The sequence below is a fragment of the Saccharopolyspora dendranthemae genome, assembly GCF_007829955.1.
GTDB classification, from domain to species: domain Bacteria; phylum Actinomycetota; class Actinomycetes; order Mycobacteriales; family Pseudonocardiaceae; genus Saccharopolyspora; species Saccharopolyspora dendranthemae.
In genome coordinates, this window is sequence record NZ_VIWX01000002.1 from 1,019,034 (window position 1) to 1,036,004 (window position 16,971).

The 16,971-nt window shown below is 67.8% G+C and carries 14 protein-coding genes; 6 read left to right on the forward strand and 8 right to left on the reverse strand.

The genetic code is table 11. The features are described 5' to 3' along the window. Positions 1-13: 13 nt before the first annotated feature. The 3 genes from FHU35_RS13460 to FHU35_RS13470 are packed head-to-tail and all read right to left on the reverse strand — an operon-like array spanning position 14 to position 2,706. Positions 14-499 (reverse strand): tripartite tricarboxylate transporter TctB family protein, encoded by a 486-nt coding sequence (locus FHU35_RS13460; RefSeq protein WP_145739170.1) that lies wholly within the window; start codon positions 497-499, stop codon positions 14-16. Next, positions 496-1,464, reverse strand: a complete 969-nt coding sequence (locus tag FHU35_RS13465; protein ID WP_145739172.1) for a tripartite tricarboxylate transporter substrate binding protein — start codon at positions 1,462-1,464, stop codon at positions 496-498. The genes FHU35_RS13460 and FHU35_RS13465 overlap by 4 nt, the downstream gene beginning before the upstream one ends. Positions 1,465-1,497: 33 nt before the next feature. Then, complete coding sequence (locus FHU35_RS13470) at positions 1,498-2,706, reverse strand: CaiB/BaiF CoA transferase family protein (protein WP_145739174.1); 1,209 nt, start codon at positions 2,704-2,706, stop codon at positions 1,498-1,500. A 154-nt stretch (positions 2,707-2,860) separates the two neighbouring features. On the opposite strand from FHU35_RS13470, the gene FHU35_RS13475 reads away from it, so the two are divergent. Together FHU35_RS13475 and FHU35_RS13480 are read left to right on the forward strand one after the other, a co-directional pair. Further along, on the forward strand, positions 2,861-3,616 hold the full coding sequence (locus tag FHU35_RS13475; RefSeq protein WP_246110278.1) for a GntR family transcriptional regulator: 756 nt from the start codon (positions 2,861-2,863) through the stop codon (positions 3,614-3,616). Next, the gene (locus FHU35_RS13480; RefSeq protein ID WP_145739176.1) at positions 3,613-4,137 is read left to right on the forward strand and encodes a gamma carbonic anhydrase family protein; all 525 of its coding nucleotides are present in this window, start codon (positions 3,613-3,615) and stop codon (positions 4,135-4,137) included. Before FHU35_RS13475 ends, FHU35_RS13480 begins: the two co-directional genes overlap by 4 nt. 139 nt (positions 4,138-4,276) lie before the next feature. Here FHU35_RS13480 and FHU35_RS13485 read toward each other — a convergent pair whose 3' ends face one another. Then, positions 4,277-5,041 (reverse strand): putative protein N(5)-glutamine methyltransferase, encoded by a 765-nt coding sequence (locus FHU35_RS13485; protein WP_222429362.1) that lies wholly within the window; start codon positions 5,039-5,041, stop codon positions 4,277-4,279. A gap of 483 nt (positions 5,042-5,524) precedes the next feature. Further along, entirely contained in the window at positions 5,525-5,785 is a 261-nt protein-coding gene (locus FHU35_RS29915; RefSeq protein ID WP_145739178.1) for a Prokaryotic metallothionein, read from the reverse strand. 181 nt (positions 5,786-5,966) lie between these two features. On the opposite strand from FHU35_RS29915, the gene FHU35_RS13495 reads away from it, so the two are divergent. Then, positions 5,967-8,942 carry an alpha-mannosidase gene (locus FHU35_RS13495; RefSeq protein ID WP_145739181.1) on the forward strand — a complete coding sequence of 992 codons (2,976 nt, stop codon included), beginning with the start codon at positions 5,967-5,969 and terminating at the stop codon, positions 8,940-8,942. 58 nt (positions 8,943-9,000) lie between these two features. Here the strand turns inward: FHU35_RS13495 and FHU35_RS13500 are convergent, their stop codons facing one another. After that, positions 9,001-10,083 carry a peptidoglycan recognition protein family protein gene (locus FHU35_RS13500; protein ID WP_246110279.1) on the reverse strand — a complete coding sequence of 361 codons (1,083 nt, stop codon included), beginning with the start codon at positions 10,081-10,083 and terminating at the stop codon, positions 9,001-9,003. Between the two features lie 270 nt (positions 10,084-10,353). On the opposite strand from FHU35_RS13500, the gene FHU35_RS13505 reads away from it, so the two are divergent. Then, positions 10,354-10,665 (forward strand): DUF6221 family protein, encoded by a 312-nt coding sequence (locus FHU35_RS13505; RefSeq protein ID WP_145739185.1) that lies wholly within the window; start codon positions 10,354-10,356, stop codon positions 10,663-10,665. A gap of 1,074 nt (positions 10,666-11,739) precedes the next feature. Further along, a complete protein-coding gene (locus FHU35_RS13510; protein WP_186459409.1) occupies positions 11,740-13,038 on the forward strand; it encodes a nucleoside hydrolase in 1,299 nt (432 codons plus the stop codon). Positions 13,039-13,638: 600 nt separating this feature from the next. Here the strand turns inward: FHU35_RS13510 and FHU35_RS13515 are convergent. Then, entirely contained in the window at positions 13,639-15,192 is a 1,554-nt protein-coding gene (locus FHU35_RS13515; protein ID WP_145739189.1) for an FAD-binding protein, read from the reverse strand. Positions 15,193-15,332: 140 nt separating this feature from the next. On the opposite strand from FHU35_RS13515, the gene FHU35_RS13520 reads away from it, so the two are divergent. Continuing rightward, positions 15,333-15,746 (forward strand): hypothetical protein, encoded by a 414-nt coding sequence (locus tag FHU35_RS13520; RefSeq protein WP_145739191.1) that lies wholly within the window; start codon positions 15,333-15,335, stop codon positions 15,744-15,746. Positions 15,747-15,752: 6 nt separating this feature from the next. On the opposite strand, the gene FHU35_RS13525 is transcribed toward FHU35_RS13520, so the two are convergent. Further along, entirely contained in the window at positions 15,753-16,850 is a 1,098-nt protein-coding gene (locus tag FHU35_RS13525; RefSeq protein WP_145739193.1) for an alpha/beta hydrolase family protein, read from the reverse strand. Positions 16,851-16,971: the final 121 nt, after the last annotated feature.

Genomic DNA, 16,971 nt, shown 5'->3' on the forward strand with positions numbered 1-16,971 from the left:
TCACCTCCCCGCCCTAGAACCCGAAGATCCCGGTCGGCAGCGGCACCGAGAGCACCACCGCGAAGATCAGCCACATCCCGCCGGCCGCCGACACCGCGAAGCCCACCGAGGGCAGTGGGCGCCTGCCCTCCAGCCAGGTCGAGATCACCAGCACCAGCGCCCCGAACGCCACCACCATGCCCAGCAGGGGAACCGCGAGGACCGTCACCGGCAGCAGCACGAACACCCGCCGCAGGATCCACGACCGCTGCCGCGCCGTGCGCCCGAAATCGTCGGTGCCCGACTCACCACCGTCGTCCGGGGCGGGGTCGCGCAGCTGCCGGTGCAACAGCACCCCGGACAGAAGCGCCAGCACCCCGCCCGCCGCCAACGGCACGAAACCCGGCCCGATGCGGCCCTGCTCACCGAACACCCCGTAGACCGGCGCCGAGATCGCCACACCCGCGCCCAGCACCACCAAGCCGATCCACGTCCACACCTGCGCTCGATCGGTGCTCACCGGCTCACCACCTGCTCCACCTCGCCCTGCGCCCCGGCCAGGTACGCGCCGAACTCCGCGCCGAAAGCCGGCCGCGGCTGAAGGAACTCCGAGGCCACGTAGTCGTCGTAGGCGGGGGAGTCGGCGAAGCGACGCGCGGCCTGCACCCAGAACCGCTGCGCCTGCGGGTGGAGACCGCCCGGGGCGATCACCCCGCGAAACTGCGCGAACACCACCGGAACGCCCTGCTCCACCGACGTGGGAACACCGGCGAGCTCGGGGTAGGTGTAGCGCTGATCGGCGAACACGCACAGCGCCTTGAGCTCACCGGCCCGCAGCTGCCCGATCACCTCGCTGGGGTTGAGCGAGGCCACCTCGACCTGGCCGCCGAGCACCGCGGCCATCGACTCACCGCCGCCCTCGTAGGGAACGGTGTCCACATCGGCACCGGTCTTGGCGCGGATCTGGGAGAACACCACCGCATCCGGCCCCATCGCCCCCGAGATCGCCGCCAGCAACCGCCGGTGACGGGCCTGAGCGACCGCATCAGCACAGCTGCGCAGCGGCGAATCCGGGCGGGCGACCAGCATCGTGTAGTCGTCGCCGACCTTCATGATCGGGGTGAACGAGCGGTGCGAGAAGGCCACCTCCACCGATGCCGGCAGCGACAGCAGCGACGTCTCGGTGGCCAGCAGGTACTGCGGGGAACCGGTCTTGCCCAACAGGTAGGAGTAGCCGACCGCGCCCTGCCCGCCCTCGCGGTTGTCGACGCTGACCGACAGACCCGGGGTGACCGACACCAGCCCGTCGGCCACAGCGCGCCCGGCGATGTCACTACCGCCCCCAGCGGCGAAGGGCACCACCATCGTCACCGGCCCGACCGGGCGTTCGGCACCCGCAGCGTCCTCCCCGGAGGACCCGCCACCGCACCCGGAGAGCACACCCGAGACCGCAGCCACCACCATGATCAGCGCTAACGCACGCATCACTCCTCCTCGAGCTCGCGGCAGCACGACTCCTCAGGACTCGGCGATGACCCCCGCCCGCGCCAGCCCGGCGATCTCCTCGGCACCCACCCCCAGCTCGCCCAGCACCTGCGCGGTGTCGGCACCCAGCACCGGCCCCGCCGACACCCGCTGAGGCGGAGTCCCCGACAACCGCATGGGCGAGCCGATCTGACGCACCGCACCCAGCTCCGGATGCGGGGCGTCCCAGAAGAACTCCCGCTCGGTGAGGTGCTCGTCGGTGAACACCTCACCGGTCTCGGCGATCGGCGCGCACGGCACCCCGGCCTCCACCAGCACCGCCACCACGGCCGCCGCGGACCACTCGCCGGTGGTGCGCTCGATCGCGGCGATCAGCTCGTCCCGGTGGTGGTAGCGGTCGTAGGACGAGCCATAACGCTCGTCGTCGAGCAACTCCGCCAACCCCAGCGCCTCGCAGAACGCCGGCCACGTCTTCGGCGTCGTCGCCCCGACCGTCACCCACCCGTCCGCGCACCGCACCGCCTGGTACGGGGCGCTGTTCTGATGCGCCGAACCGTGCTTGCGTCCGCTGGCACCCGTGGCGAAGAACGTCCCGGCCTCCCACACCGCCAGCGACGCACCCGCTTCGAACAACGACACGTCGGCGACCTGACCCTCACCGGTGCGCTCACGCGCCCGCAGCCCGGCCATCGCGCTCATCGCCGCGTACAGACCGCACACCAGATCGCACACCGGAACCCCGACCTTGACCGGAGCTCCGCCCGGCTCACCGGTGATGCTCATCAGCCCCGCCCGGGCCTGGGCCATGATGTCCAAACCCGGCTGCGAGGCCAGAGGCCCGTCCTGGCCCCACCCCGACACCGCCACGTACACCAGCTGCGGGTACTGCTCGCGCACCACCTCGGGCCCGAATCCCAAGGCCCGCAACGCCCCCGGCCGCAGGTTCTCGATGAGCACGTCGGCGGTACCCAGCAACCGCGCCAGCAGCGCCTTGCCCTCCTCGGTCTTGAGATCCACCGCCACGGACCGCTTGTTGCGGTTGAGCCGCACGAAGGGGGAGGAGTGGCCCTGCAGGAACGGCCCGGTCTGGCGCACCGGATCACCACCCGAGGGGTTCTCCACCTTCACCACGTCGGCCCCGAGATCGGCCAGCTGCATCGCCGCGTAGGGAGCCGCCATGAACGCGCCGATCTCGACCACGCGCACACCGGCCAGCGGAGCTGACTCTGATCGGGTGTTCATCCACGCCTCCCACCACGCCGGGCGACACGGCGACTACCGTGATCGGCATCACCTGACTTTTGTCTACAGCAGTCAGCAATGGGCTGACAACCTCGACGCACCAGGTTGCTCCACCCGAGGCAATTAAGATCGCGGGGAGCGATGAAGGAGAACCGTGACCGGATCCGTGGACAACCCCAACAGCGCCCCGCACATCGTCGGGCCGCCCAGCCTCGTCGAACTCGCCGCGGCCACCCTCCGGCGCATGATCGTCGGCGGCGACCTGCTCTGCGGCCAGCGCATCGTGGAGAACCGGCTCACCGGTCAGCTCGGCATCTCCCGGCCACCACTGCGCGAAGCCCTGCGCGTCCTCGAACGCGAAGGACTGGTGCGCCAAGTCCCCCGCAAGGGCGTGATCGTCACCCCGCTGACGCTGCACGACATCTACGAGATCTGCACCCTGCGCGCCGAGTTCGAACGCCTCGCCATCCGCCTGGGAGTGCCGGTCACCGACCCGGCCCGGCGCGCCCGCTGCCACCAGGCGCTGCAGGACATGACCACCGCCGCCGGCAGCGGCGACCGGCCCGCCTACCTCGAGCGCTCCTTCGAGTTCCACGTCTCCGTGGTCGGCCTGTCCGGCCACGCCCGCCTCGAAGAGGCCTACCGCTCGCTGCAACTGCAGCTGATGCTGTCGATGGCCCTCAACCGCCGCGCCCGCGAGGAACACGAAACCCTCGACGGCGACGTGGCCCGCCACTCCCACCTGCTCGAGGTCATCGACACCGGCGACCCGGTGGCCGTCCTCGACGAACTCGCCACCCACGGCGACCGCAGCTTCCTCGACGGCATCGAGGACAAAGTGGACGGACACACCGAAGTCGCGCTGGCCTGGCTCGCCGACCAGCGCAGCACCGAAAGGACCCCCCGTTGAACGAGCCGCTGACCGTCACCGTCGACGGCATCACCCCCGAGATCGACACCGCCGCCTTCGTCGCCCCTGGCACCAGCCTCATCGGCCGCGTGACGATCGCACCCCGCGCCAGCATCTGGTACGGCGCGGTCCTGCGCGGTGACCAGGAGACCATCACCATCGGCGAGGCCACCAACATCCAGGACGGCAGCGTCATCCACGCCGACCCCGGATTCCCCGCCGACATCCACCCCGAGGTCACCGTCGGGCACCGCGCCGTCCTGCACGGCTGCACCGTGGAATCCGGCAGCCTCATCGGCATGGGCTCGGTCGTGCTCAACGGCGCCCGCATCGGCGCCGGCTCGCTGGTCGCCGCCGGGGCAGTGGTGCTGGAAGGCACCGACATCCCACCGGGCTCCCTGGTCGCCGGAACCCCCGGCAAGGTCCGCCGCGAGCTCACCGACGACGAACAAGCCGCCCTCAAGCTCTCCGTCGAGCAATACCTCGCCCTCGCGGCCAAGCACCACAAGGCCCTCGGCTGAAACAACCCGTCCCCGGTGAGGCCGGAACCCGGTCCCTCTCTGAACTCACCCTGGGACGGTTGTCGTCCGAACCGTCCATGATCGATATCCGCTTCGCCCGGACGGTTCGGACCACAACCGCCACCAGGGGACCAGGCCCCTAGGCGACCAACCCGCGCACCACCGTGGCCTCCAGCTCCTCGCACCGCGACACCCGCGGCACCAGACCCGCCGCGCTCATCAACTCCGCCGTGCCCTCCGCCTGCTCCCGCGAGGTCTCCACCAGCAGCACGCCACCCGCCGCCAACCAGCGCGGCGCCTCGGCGATCACCCGCGCCTGCACCGCAAGACCATCCGCCCCGCCGTCCAGGGCCACCCGCGGCTCGTAATCCCGCGCCTCCGGCGGCATCAATCCCACCTGCCCGCTGGGCACGTAGGGCGCATTGGCCGTGATCACCCGAACCCGGCCCGCAAGCTCCGACGGCAACGGCGAGAACAGATCGCCCGCGGCCACCCGGCCTCCCGCCACGTTCACCCGAGCGCACTCCACGGCCCGCTCATCCACATCCACCGCCCACACCACCGCATCCGGACAGCCGGCCAGCACCGAGGCGGCCACCGCACCCGACCCGCAGCACACGTCCACCACCACATCACCCGCACCCAGGCCCTCCAAGGCCAGCTCCACCAGATGCTCCGTGCGGCGTCGCGGCACGAAAACACCAGGCGCCACCACGATCCGCGCACCCCGGAACCACGCCCACCCCACGACCTGCTCCAACGGCACCCCCGACACCCGCTCGGCGAGCATCCGCTCCAGCCGCACCTCGTCGCCGCCGGCCTCGCCGAACAGCAGCTGCGCCTCATCTTCGGCGAACACGCACCCGGCAGCCCGCAACCGCCCGGTCACCTCATCCCGACCCACGAAAACCCTTTCCCAGCAGCACAAAGCCAGACGGCCCCGCACATCCTCGCACCCGCACCACGAAACGACGTCTGCCGCGCCCCGAAACCGGGACGCGGCAGACGCGAAGTCATGTTCGGTTGTGCGCTACCAGGACCTCACCCACGCGGAAAACGCGTGAAGGCCTGCGAGCGGGGGTGACGGCGCATCGTCGCGCGGGCGCGTGAAAGCTCCCGCGAGAAACCGCCCAGCCAGCGAACCATGCTTGCCATACGGCGACCTCCATACTGCTTCATTGGGACTGATGTGGAGTTGACGGTCTTCCCGCTCGTTGTCAACACCCGGATCCGCAGAAACCTACTGATCCGGCCGAGTTCATCCCCGTCACCCCGGATGTCGTCGCAGGTCGTCCGCGTGTTTCAACCGTGACATAACAGAACGGTCACAACAAGGAGCGGACGGTCACACTCCGACGGACGAACGCCCCGCCACGCCCGGTAGCGATCACACCGGATGCGCCCCCACCGCATCCCGCAACTCAGCCGCCACCGCCACATCCGACTGCCGCGCGCAGTGCGCACAGCAGAAGAAACGCCCGCTCGCCTCCACACCATGACCCAAGATCCGGCACCCGCAGTGCTCGCACTGCGGAGCCAACCGCTGCGCCGCGCACTCGAACGAGTCGAACACGTGCACCCCACCGCCCACGGTGCGCACCTCGAAACTCATCCAGTAGTCGTTCCCGCACACCTCGCAGGTAGCCATCTCCAACCGCCCTCCACATCGAGGAAATCCCACAACACCGCAGAGCATGCGTGCTGCCCCCACCACCGGCAACCGCAACCACCACCACCGGAAAGCGAGCAGATTTCACCTCGGACGCACCCCCACCCATGTGCCAGCATGATCACCACCACACCCACGCGCCGAGCCAGGGAGCCGCCCCATGCACGACGACCGCCACATCGTCGAACAACGCCTCGACCGCGTCCTGCACCAACGACTCAAACCCGCCCAACACACCCACACCCAACCCATGGACATCGCCGTCTGGCACACCCCGGGCGAACCCGTCCACGTCACCGAAGCCCTCAACGCCACCTACGAACCCGCCCACATCGGCCAACCCTGGGGACCCGCCTGGGGCACCGCCTGGTTCCGACTCACCGCCACCATCCCCGACACCTGGGCCGGACACACCGTCGAAGCACTCATCAACCTCGGCTCCACCGACGAACGCCCCGGCTTCCAATGCGAAGGCCTCTGCTACACCCCCGACGGCACACCCCTCAAAGCCATCAACCCCCTCAACACCTACCTCCCACTCCCATCCACCCCCGGCACCCACACCCTCTACGTCGAAGCCGCCGCCAACCCCGACATCCTCGGACCCCGCGGCTTCCAACCCACCCACCTCGGCGACGAACCCACCCCCAACGGCCCACCCCTCTACCAACTCCACCAAGCCCACATCGCCCTCCGCCACACCGAAACCGCCGCCCTCTACCACGACGCCGAAGTCCTCGACCAACTCATGCGGCAACTCCCCGAGAACTCGCCCCGCCGCCACCAGATCCTCCGCGCCCTCGAACGCATGCTCGACACCCTCGACCTCCACGACATCCCCGGCACCGCCACCCAAGCCCGCCACCAACTCACCGACGTCCTCACCTCACCCGCACACCCCAGCGCCCACCACATCTCCGCCGTCGGCCACGCCCACATCGACTCCGCCTGGCTCTGGCCCATCCGCGAAACCATCCGCAAAGTCGCCCGCACCATCGCCAACGTCACCACACTCCTCGACCACCACGACTTCCACTTCGCCATGTCCCAGGCCCAACAACTCGCCTGGATCAAAGACCACCACCCCAAGCTCTACGACCGCGTCCGCCACCACATCAACCAAGGCGGATTCATCCCCGTAGGCGGAATGTGGGTCGAATCCGACACCAACATGCCCGGCGGCGAAGCCCTCGCCCGCCAACTCATCCACGGCAAACGCTTCTTCCTCGACGAATTCAACATCGAAACCGAAGAAGTCTGGCTACCCGACTCCTTCGGCTACAGCGCCGCACTCCCACAACTCATCCACCAATCCGGCTCCACCTGGTTCCTCACCCAAAAACTCTCCTGGAACCAGATCAACCGCTTCCCCCACCACACCTTCCACTGGGAAGGCATCGACGGCACCCGCATCTTCACCCACTTCCCACCCGCCGACACCTACAACGCCGAAATCACCGGAGCCGAACTCGCCCGCGCCCAGAACAACTACGCCGAACACGGCTACGCCAACCACTCACTCCTGCCCTTCGGCCACGGCGACGGCGGGGGAGGACCCACCCGCGACATGCTCGAACGCGCCCACCGCACCCACAACCTCGAAGGCTCACCCCAAGTCCACCTCCACACCCCAGCCCAGTTCTTCACCACCGCCCAAGCCGACCACACCCAACCACCCGTCTACTCCGGCGAGCTCTACCTCGAACTCCACCGCGGCACCTACACCTCCCAAGCCCGCACCAAACAAGGCAACCGACGCAGCGAACACCTCCTGCGCGAAGCCGAACTCTGGTGCACCACCGCCACCCTCAACACCGGCGCCCCCTACCCCCACGACGAACTAGACACCCTCTGGAAACAAGTCCTCCTCCACCAATTCCACGACATCCTCCCCGGATCCTCCATCGCCTGGGTCCACCGCGAAGCCGAAGCCACCTACACCGACATCGCCCACCGCCTCACCACCCTCATCGACCAAGCCCAACACGCACTCACCGGCGACGGCGACCAACCCATCACCTTCAACGCCACACCCCACACCCACGACGGCATCCCCGCCCTCGGAGCCGCACCCACACCCCACACCGCACCCACCACCCCGCACACCCAACCCGACGGCACCACCACCCTCGACAACGGACACATCCGCGCCACCATCGACACCCGCGGCCTCATCACCTCCCTCCACGACCACCACGCCGACCGCGAAGCACTCGCCGCCCCCGCCAACCTCCTCCAACTCCACCCAGACCACCCCAACCACTGGGACGCCTGGGACATCGACGGCTTCTACCGCAACACCACCCACGACCTCACCGACATCGACACCCTCCACACCACCGACGACGCCATCGTCATCCACCGCAGCTTCGGCAACTCCACCCTCACCCAAACCCTCACCATGCCCCCCGACGAAAAACGCCTCGACATCACCACCGACATCGACTGGCACGAATCCGAGAAGCTCCTCAAAGCCACATTCCCCCTCGACGTCCACGCCGACCGCTCCGCATCCGAAACCCAATTCGGCCACGTCATGCGCCCCACCCACACCAACACCTCATGGGACGCCGCCCGCTTCGAAATCTGCGCCCACCGCTACCTCCACGTCGCCGAACCCGGCTACGGCCACACCCTCGTCAACGACTCCACCTACGGCCACGACGTCACCCGCCACACCCGAGACGACGGCGCCACCACCACAACCGTCCGCCTCTCACTCCTGCGCGCACCCCGATTCCCCGACCCCGACACCGACCACGGCCACCACACCCTCCGATACGCCCTGTGCATCGGCACCGACATCACCGAATCCGCCCGCCAGGGCTACCGCATCAACCTCCCCACCCGAACCCGCAACGGCACCCACCCCGTCACACCCCTCATCACCCTCGACAACCCGAACGTCATCACCGAAGCCGTCAAACTCGCCGACGACCACAGCGGCGACCTCATCGTCCGCCTCTACGAAGCCCGAGGCGCCCAAGCCCGCACCCACCTCACCACCAGCTTCCCCGCAGCCACCATCACCCGCACCGACCTCCTCGAACGCCCCACCCACGACCCCCAACCACCCGACACACCCCTCAAACTCCGCCCCTTCGAAATCCGCACCCTCCGCATCACCCGCGCATGAAAAAACCCGGGGTGGACCGCACCGCGATCCACCCCGGGCACACAACAGGGGAGAGGACTCAGGCCAGCAAACCCTGCCAACTCGCCCGATCCACACCACCCGACACGACCAGACCGCTCGTCGCCTGGAAATCACGCACAGCCGACACCATCCGATCACCGAACACGCCATCCACCGGCACGTAATGCCCACGCGAGGTCAACAACACCTGCGCCGCACGCACCGCCTCACCACCAGAACCCGAACCCAGCCCCGGCGTCACGACCTCCCACGCCAACCCGCCGAACAACCCCGGCTCGTCCAACCGCGCACCGAAGCACGACGGACCGCTCGCACCCCGCTCGACCGACACCCGAGACGCCGCCCGCTGCGTCGCCTCACCGAACACACCGTCCACCGGCACCGACAGACCGCGCGCACCCAACAGCATCTGCAACGCCGTCACGTTCGGCCCCTGCGCACCCGGGCGCAACAGCGTCCAGCTCAGCGGCTGCACCACGACCTTGCCGGTCGCCTTGCCCACCGACTCGCGCAGCTCCGGCAACCGCTTGTAGAGCACATCACCGGGGCACTCGGTCGACATGTAGTCGCGGTGCCCGTAGATCGCGCCCGGCTCGATCCCGTACTGCGAGACCATGTACGAGCACAACGACACCAGCGAATCCCAGAGCGATCCCGGGACCGACGCCGAGGTGTAGGTGCCCTCGTTCTCGATGCCCAGCGCCACCGAGTTCTGCTCACCGGCGTGCGCACCCTTGACGTGCTGCGAACCGCCCTTCAGCGCGGAGAGGCTCTTGTGCCGGCCCTCCATCAGGTGGCCGCCGCGGGAGTTGGTGAAGTTCTGGCCCGTGTCCGACCAGCCGTTGGAGTCCATGTGAAAGTCTTGGATCTGTCTGGATAACTCGAAGGCGTGCGACTGCGACGTGTCGTCGCTGTTGGGCGTCGCCGTGTGGTGCACGATGATCTTCGTCGGCTTCGAGTCCAGCACCTCGATCGAGCCGGAGGCGTCCCGGGCCTTCCAGTCCGACGTCGAGGAGATCGACGGAGCCGCCGAGCTCCGCACCGCCGCACCCGCGGGCAAACCGGCGAATCCCACCGCCGAGACCGCCAGGCCGCCGGCCAGCACCGCACGTCGAGCCACTCGTACTTCTCGTTGCGCCATAACTCTTCCCACTCCCGAAATCCGGTCAGCGATCACGAAACAGGGCCCGTGCCCCCGGGGATCGCCACGCTACGCAGCCGATCACGTGATGGGGAATTCCTGGCGATAAGCCGCCACGAGTTCGCAAAGAAGTAACCAAACGACAAGTCCGCCGCAACACGTCATCACCCGGCACCCCGCGCGTCACCGCTATGGACCGAGATCGACAACGGGCCGACCCGGCCGGGGAACCAGGGGAGACCGCACACGATGGACCGCTTCGTCCAGTTCCTGCGCCGCCAGATCCACATCGACCTGGAGCTGCACGGCCAGGACCGCCACGACGAGGAGAGCGGCAACGCCGTCCACCGCTGCCACATCGGCCCTCAGCGCGGCTTCCGGGAGTGCGAGCTCAAAACCCGCGTGCTCACCCAGCACCAGGACTGCGGCACCGGCCGCGGGCCGTGCGACGTGCTCGGCGACAGCTACCCGCCGGAAGATCAACGCGGCTGTCCCACCCTGGCCCTGCTGGGCCTGCCCTACGTGGACCGCCCCGGCTACGCCTCTCGATGGCTCCCGTAGTGGGACCATCTGCGCAGTTCAGGGCCGATCGAGGGCGTGTTCGAAGAGTGTTCGAAAGGCTGGGGTGGGGTAGCGGTGCCAGGACGCCAGGAGGGGAGCGGCCGGAGGTCTCGCTCCGAGTGCGGAGGAGAAGGGCGAGCAGCCTTCCTCAACCGCGGCTGCGGGAAACCAGACTGAGGAGCGAGCCAGACATGCGGTGCGGCAAGCGTTTTGATAAGTCGATCATGATAAGTGCTGCATAATCTACGTTATCCACGAATTGGAGATGTGGTGAGCCGACGCTGAGGGCGTCTTCCTCCGGGGGATCGAAGCGCCACCGCGGCCGCCGGTCGGCATCCCCAGCAGCTCCTCCCAGGATGTTGTTCCTCGCGAACCTCAACGTCAGGTTCGTCCCGGTGCTGCCACGGCCCGCGGTCGGCGCGGCGAGGCCGACGCGCTCTGACCTGGTGATCGATGAAGGTCAGATGCCCTGACTGGCCCTGCATTTCGAGGTCCAGCCAGACCAACCCAGTTACGTCACTGTGACGCTATTAGTGGTTCATAGGGGTCACGGCGAACCAGGGGGATCCCGGCCGATCGGCGATCGAGCCGTACTTGCCGGCCTGGTCGACGCCGCAGGAACGACCACGAGCTGGCCGAGCCCTCGAAGCTGATCGGCGCGCGCTCAGCGACCTGAACCGAGGCGCCCCGGCGGTCGGCCGGTCACCGCCAGAGCCCCACGGCGTCCCCAGCGCGCGCTCGACCCGCGCGGCACGTCGGCGCCGACTGCGCACAAGCCGACAAGCACTGCGCAGCAGCCCCTCTCAGCCTCATCGCCGCAGGTCCCCGTAATGCCGATAATGCACATTATGTTAAGTGAATTGTGCATAGTGGGCCCTCCGCCGCCCCGCCGGCAACGACGAATCCGCTCGTGACCTGAGGCAACACGGTAACGGGGCGCCAACTCGGGGGCTCCATCAGCGCCCTGCCCTACAAGCAGTGCATCTATGCGATCGGTGATCGCATAGACATGCCGCGCCGCCGTAACTATCGCTGGGACCGTTCGTTTTACGCACTGTGAAACGGGTTCTAGCTGTGCGGGTGGCGCTTGCTTCCATGCTGGGCACCACGGGTCTTTGCCGCGTTCGTCGTGCCAGTGTCGCTGTCCTGGCCTTCGCCCTGGCAGCCGGCATGGCGACGCCTGCACCCGCTGCCCTCGGCCATTCCAACGGCACGACCGCCGCCGTCACGGTTGGGCGTATGCCCTCCCCAACATCGAGTGAAGCAGCTCCCAAGGTCATCTTCGATGGTGACGTGGGGCCCGATCCCTGTGACTTCAGCACACTGGCGATGCTGCACAACCTGCATGACACCGGTGAGATCAACCTACTCGGCATCATGGCCACGATGCCGGAACGCAGCAACGTCGAGGTGGTCGACGTATTCAATCAATGGTACGGACACAGGATCCCGATCAGCACGTTCAAGGATCCGTCAGACAAAGGCTACGACCGGTACGTGAAGCCCTCGTCCGAGGTGGCGCACGCGATGTTCCCGGCAAGCCGCACCATCGCCGCGCGGTACGCGTCATGGAATCCGAGGACCTTCGATCAGGTGCCGAACAGTGTCGGGCTGTACCGGAAAATGCTGGCGGGCCAGCAGGATCACAGCGTTACCATCATGACCGCCGGCCAGCTCTTCAACCTCAAGGCACTGCTCAACTCCGGTCCCGATGCCTACTCGCCCTTGACCGGCATGCAGCTGGTGCGCGCGAAGGTGAGCCGCTTCGTCATGATGATGGGCGCCTTCGGCAAGCCCTTGACCGCCGCCGACCTCGCCTATTACGAGGCGGAGTACAACAACAACCCGCCCAACACCTTCTTCCCACTCGCCGTCTCGCAGCATGCTTCCACCAGCAACGGCGTCGGCGCGGAGTACAACGCACACGCCTGGTATCCCGGCCTGACGCAGGCCGTGTTCGAGAAGCTCGACCAGCTGCCCATTCCGAAAACGTTCGTCGGCAACGAGCAGGGCTGGCGCGTGCCGGCCGGCGAGGCCTACAACAAGCTCGCGCTCCATCACCCGGTCCGCATGGGCTACTACGTCAACAACATCGCCTCGAACCCTCTTCAGCCCGGCGTGGCCAAGACGGATCCGGCGTATGACGAGATCGCGCTCCTCTATCTGGCACGGGGTCGCGGCCGCTTCTTCAACGTACACAATGGGCGGGCAACGTTTGAGTCGTCCGGCACCTCCACGTGGACCAATGACCCGGACTCACGAGATGTGCGCTTGACCCTGGCTCCTGGCGTCAACCAAGATCATTCGCTCACCAGGCTCGTTGAACGGCTGGTGATGGGGCATCCAGCTACCTGGCAGGCGCCGTCCAAGTGAGGTTGCTCGGACACTCCGAAGTCAAGCTCGTCAGGGGCGGACCTGTGGACTTGCTTCCACCGAGCAATGCGCACCTTCTGCTGCTCCACGCACAACCTTGGACCCGCTACGCCACAGCCCGGCCTGCCAGATCTACCGATTAGTGCGAGATCAGATACGCAGCCTTACCAGCAAAGTGTTCGGAGGCCACCTCTTCAGCGAAAAGGCCGCCCCCCGCTCGGCAGTTCCCCGGGTGCGTCGACCGGGAAGGTCGAGTCAGCTCGCGCTGAGGCAATCAGGGCAGTCGGTCTCGCCGAAGGTGAAGCGGTTACAGTCCACGTAAGCCTTCTCGGGCAGCCTCAATCCGCACGCGGTCTTGACTCGGCTGTTCCAGATGCTAGAGATCCCCTTGTGCGTGACACCCTTATGAACGACCTCAGCCTTGAACATGACCCTCTCGCTTTCGGTATCCACTGATGAGTTACTGACCCACCCGAGAGTAGATACCCGCTGTGACGTCCGATAGGCCAACTGGTCAGTAACGTCCCACAATGCGGTGAACGGGCAAGAGGCTTCTGCTCCACTAGTCACCGAAAGTGGTCAGGTGTCGTTGAACGGCAGCTACTCCCCTCCCCTGTGCTTGGCCATGTCGAGGGCGGCGAGGTGGCTGAAGACCATGCAGGCGCCGATGGGGTTTCCGCCGCCGGGATAGGTGGTTCCGGAGACGGCGGCCATGGAGTTGCCCGCGGCGTAGAGGCCGGGGATGACCTGGCCCTGGGTGTCCAGCACGCGGGCGTGTTCGTCGGTGCGCAGGCCTCCCTTGGTGCCGAGGTCGGAGACTCCGAAGGCTGCCGCGTGGAAGGGGCCCTTCTCGATGGGGACCAGCGGTGAGGTGCCTTCGGTGAAGACGCGGTCGAAGGGTTCGTCGCCGCGGTGGAAGTCCTCGTCGGTCTTGTCGGCGGCGAAGGTGTTGAACCGGTCGACGGTGCGCGCGAGGGCGTCGGCGGGGACGCCGATCTTGGTGGCGAGTTCGTCGAGGGTGTCGGCGGTGTGCCAGAGTCCTGCGTCGACGAAGTCCTGGGTGGGGCCCATGGGCACGCTGGTGGACTGGACCGGGGGCCTCTCCCCTGCCCTGTCGTCGTAGATCATCCAGAAGGGCAGGGTCATCTGGCCGTCGGCGATGCGGTCGAGCACGGTGCGCCCGATGCGGTCGTAGGCGGCGGATTCGTTGACGAACCGGTCGCCGTGCTCGTCGACGAAGATGCCGCCGGTGAGCCAGAGGGAGAAGGTGGAGGCGCCGTCGGGGTGGGTGATGCCGGGTGACCACCAGGCTTCGGACATGAGGTCGGTGTCGGCGCCTGCGGCGATGCCGGCGAGGGTGGCCAGGCCGCGGTTGCTGGGTGGTCCCATGGCGTCTCGGCTGGTGCCGGGGACGGCGTGTTCGTCGCGCATCGGCTGGTTGTGCTCGAAGCCGCCTGCGGCGATGAGGACGCCGGTGCGGGCGTGGATGTGGCGGCGTTGGCCGTCCTGGATGACCACGGCGCCGGTGGTGGTGCCGTCGGTGAGCAGGAGTTCGTCGCAGGTGGCGTTGCGTCGGAGGTCGGTGTTGGGCTGTTTGGTCAGGGCGATGAGCAGTCGTGCGAGGAGTGCTTGGCCGCCGAAGAGTCCGTCGGGCAGGGGTTCTCCGGCGCGTTCGGTGCCCAGTGGTGGGCGCAGGTGGTCGCGGAGTGCGCCGAGCTTCTCGGGTTTGACGGGTTTGGCCATGATGTGGCGTCCGGTGGGGCTGGCTTTGGGTGCGGAGCCGAAGTAGTCGGGCCACGGGAAGGGTGCGAACTTGAAGTCGGTGTCGGCTTCGAGGTAGTCGATGAGCGGGGCGCCGGTGTTGAGGAAGGCGTCCTGGAGTGCGGTGGGTGTGCGGTCGCCGACGACGGCGTGGAAGTAGGTGCGGGCGTCGTCGAGGGTGTCGGTGTCGCCTGCGCGTTGGAGTGCGGCGTTGCAGGGGAACCACATGCCGCCGCCGGAGTAGGCGGTGGTGCCGCCGAAGTGGGCTGATGCTTCGGCCACGATGACCGACAGTCCTTCGCGGGCGGCGGTGTAGGCGCCGGTGAGTGCGCCTGCGCCGGATCCGATGACGAGGACGTCGCATTCGTCGTCGGGTTCATGCTTGTTCGCCATGCACCCAAGTAGAACATGTTTCATTTTCTGTGGCGAGGACTTGACGGGGAAAGCTCCCCTCCCCTGGCTTGGCGGGTTCTCGGGGTGGGGTCGGGTTCTTCCCGGATCCGTGGGCGGCGCCGGCCGCCTAGCTTGACGGCATGACTACTCCTTCCGCGCCTGCGTTGAACTGGTCGCTGATCGTGCTGCTCGGGGTGTTCGCCCTGGTGCGGCCGATCCTGAACATCACGGGCGGGATGGACCTGCTCGGCAGACCGGTGGGGCCGGTGTTGCTGACGGTCCTGATCTCGGCCGCTTGGATCGCGGTGGTGGTGTGGCGGCGCAGCGCTCGTCCCGTGCTGACCTTGACCTGCGCGGGGCTGGTGTACGGGGTGCTGGCGGTGGTGCTGAGCGCGGTGCTCTCGCCGATCTTGGACGGTGAGCTGAGCGGGCCGCTGGCCACGCCTGGTGACATCGGTGTCGTGATGGTGCTGCTGGTCAACGCGGTCTGGGGCGCGGCTGCGGGTCTGGTGGCGTTGGCGGTGGAGTCGCGTCGGGAGAGCCTGCGCCGGTGAGTGCGCTCAGCGCTGGTCGTGGTGTTCGAAGATGACTTCGGGGTTGTGGGGTGTGGGGCCGTCCAGGAGCGGTTGCGGGAGGCCGCGCAGATGGTGGTCGAAGAAGGCGGCGACGTAGTCGCGGGTGATCTTCGTGGTGCGGTGGCTGTCGAGGTCTTCGCCGGGCAGCTTGCTGCCGAGCTGTTCGAAGAGGCTTGAGAAGTCGGTGAACGAGGCGTGGTCGGTCGCTGCGACGGTGAGCCAGCGTCGCCAGCCGGTGAGGTGGGTCCAGCTGGTGTCCCAGGTGTGGTCGATGCCGCCGGGCCGGTGTGCGGGGGCGCCGATGAGCATGAAGGGGCGGTCGAGGTCGTCGGTGAGGGGCGGGGCGAAGGTTCCGTCGAGGTTGATGCCTGCGGTGACGCGGGGGTCGTTGTGCAGGACTTGGGTGGTGCTGGCGCCGCCGGTGGAGTGGCCGGCCATGCCGATCCGGTTCGGGCGCAGTGGTGTTCGCTCGGGTAGTTCGTTGAGCAGGAAGGTGACGTCGTCGGCGCGGGTGCGTTGGACGGTGGTCTGGTCGTTGAGCTCGCAGGCGAGGCAGGTGGTGAGGCGTCCGTCGGGGAATTCGGTGGCGACGGATTCGTAGTTGTGCCCGATGGCGGCGACGGTGTAGCCGCGGCTGGCGAGGTCTTCGGCGAGGCCGGTGAGTGCGGCGCGGGGTTGCTTGAAGCCGGGTGAGAGCACGATGAGCGGGAGGGTGGGTGCGGTCGGTGGTGCGTTGGTGTGAGCGTGAGTGCGGGTGGTGCTGAGGGTGTCGTCGGGTAGTTCGGGGAGGCCTTCGAGGTAGTCGAGGGTTGCGCGGGATTCGGCCGGGGTGAGGTATGGCGCTGGTGGCCGGTCGGGGTGTGCTGTGGGGTACCAGAGGGTGGTCATGAGTTCGCGTGGTTGTTGCGGGACCCAGGGGTCGGGGCGTTGGTGGTCGACGAGGTGCAGGCGTGTGTGGCCGATGGGCAGTGCTCCGGTGGGTTCGGGGAGCGCGGGTCGGGGTGGTGCGGCGGTGGCGCCGAGCGTGGTGAGGGCCGCGGCGGTGGTGGTGAGGGCGAGTGCGGTGAGCCGGGTTGGTCGCATACCGGGAGTGTGGCGTTGGCGAGGTGCGGTTGCCTCGGGGTGAACCCTGATCGTGTCCCGCGTGTGGATCTGGTGCTCCCCTGGCGCAATTCGGTGGAGTGGCCGGGTGGTGGGTGCTAGG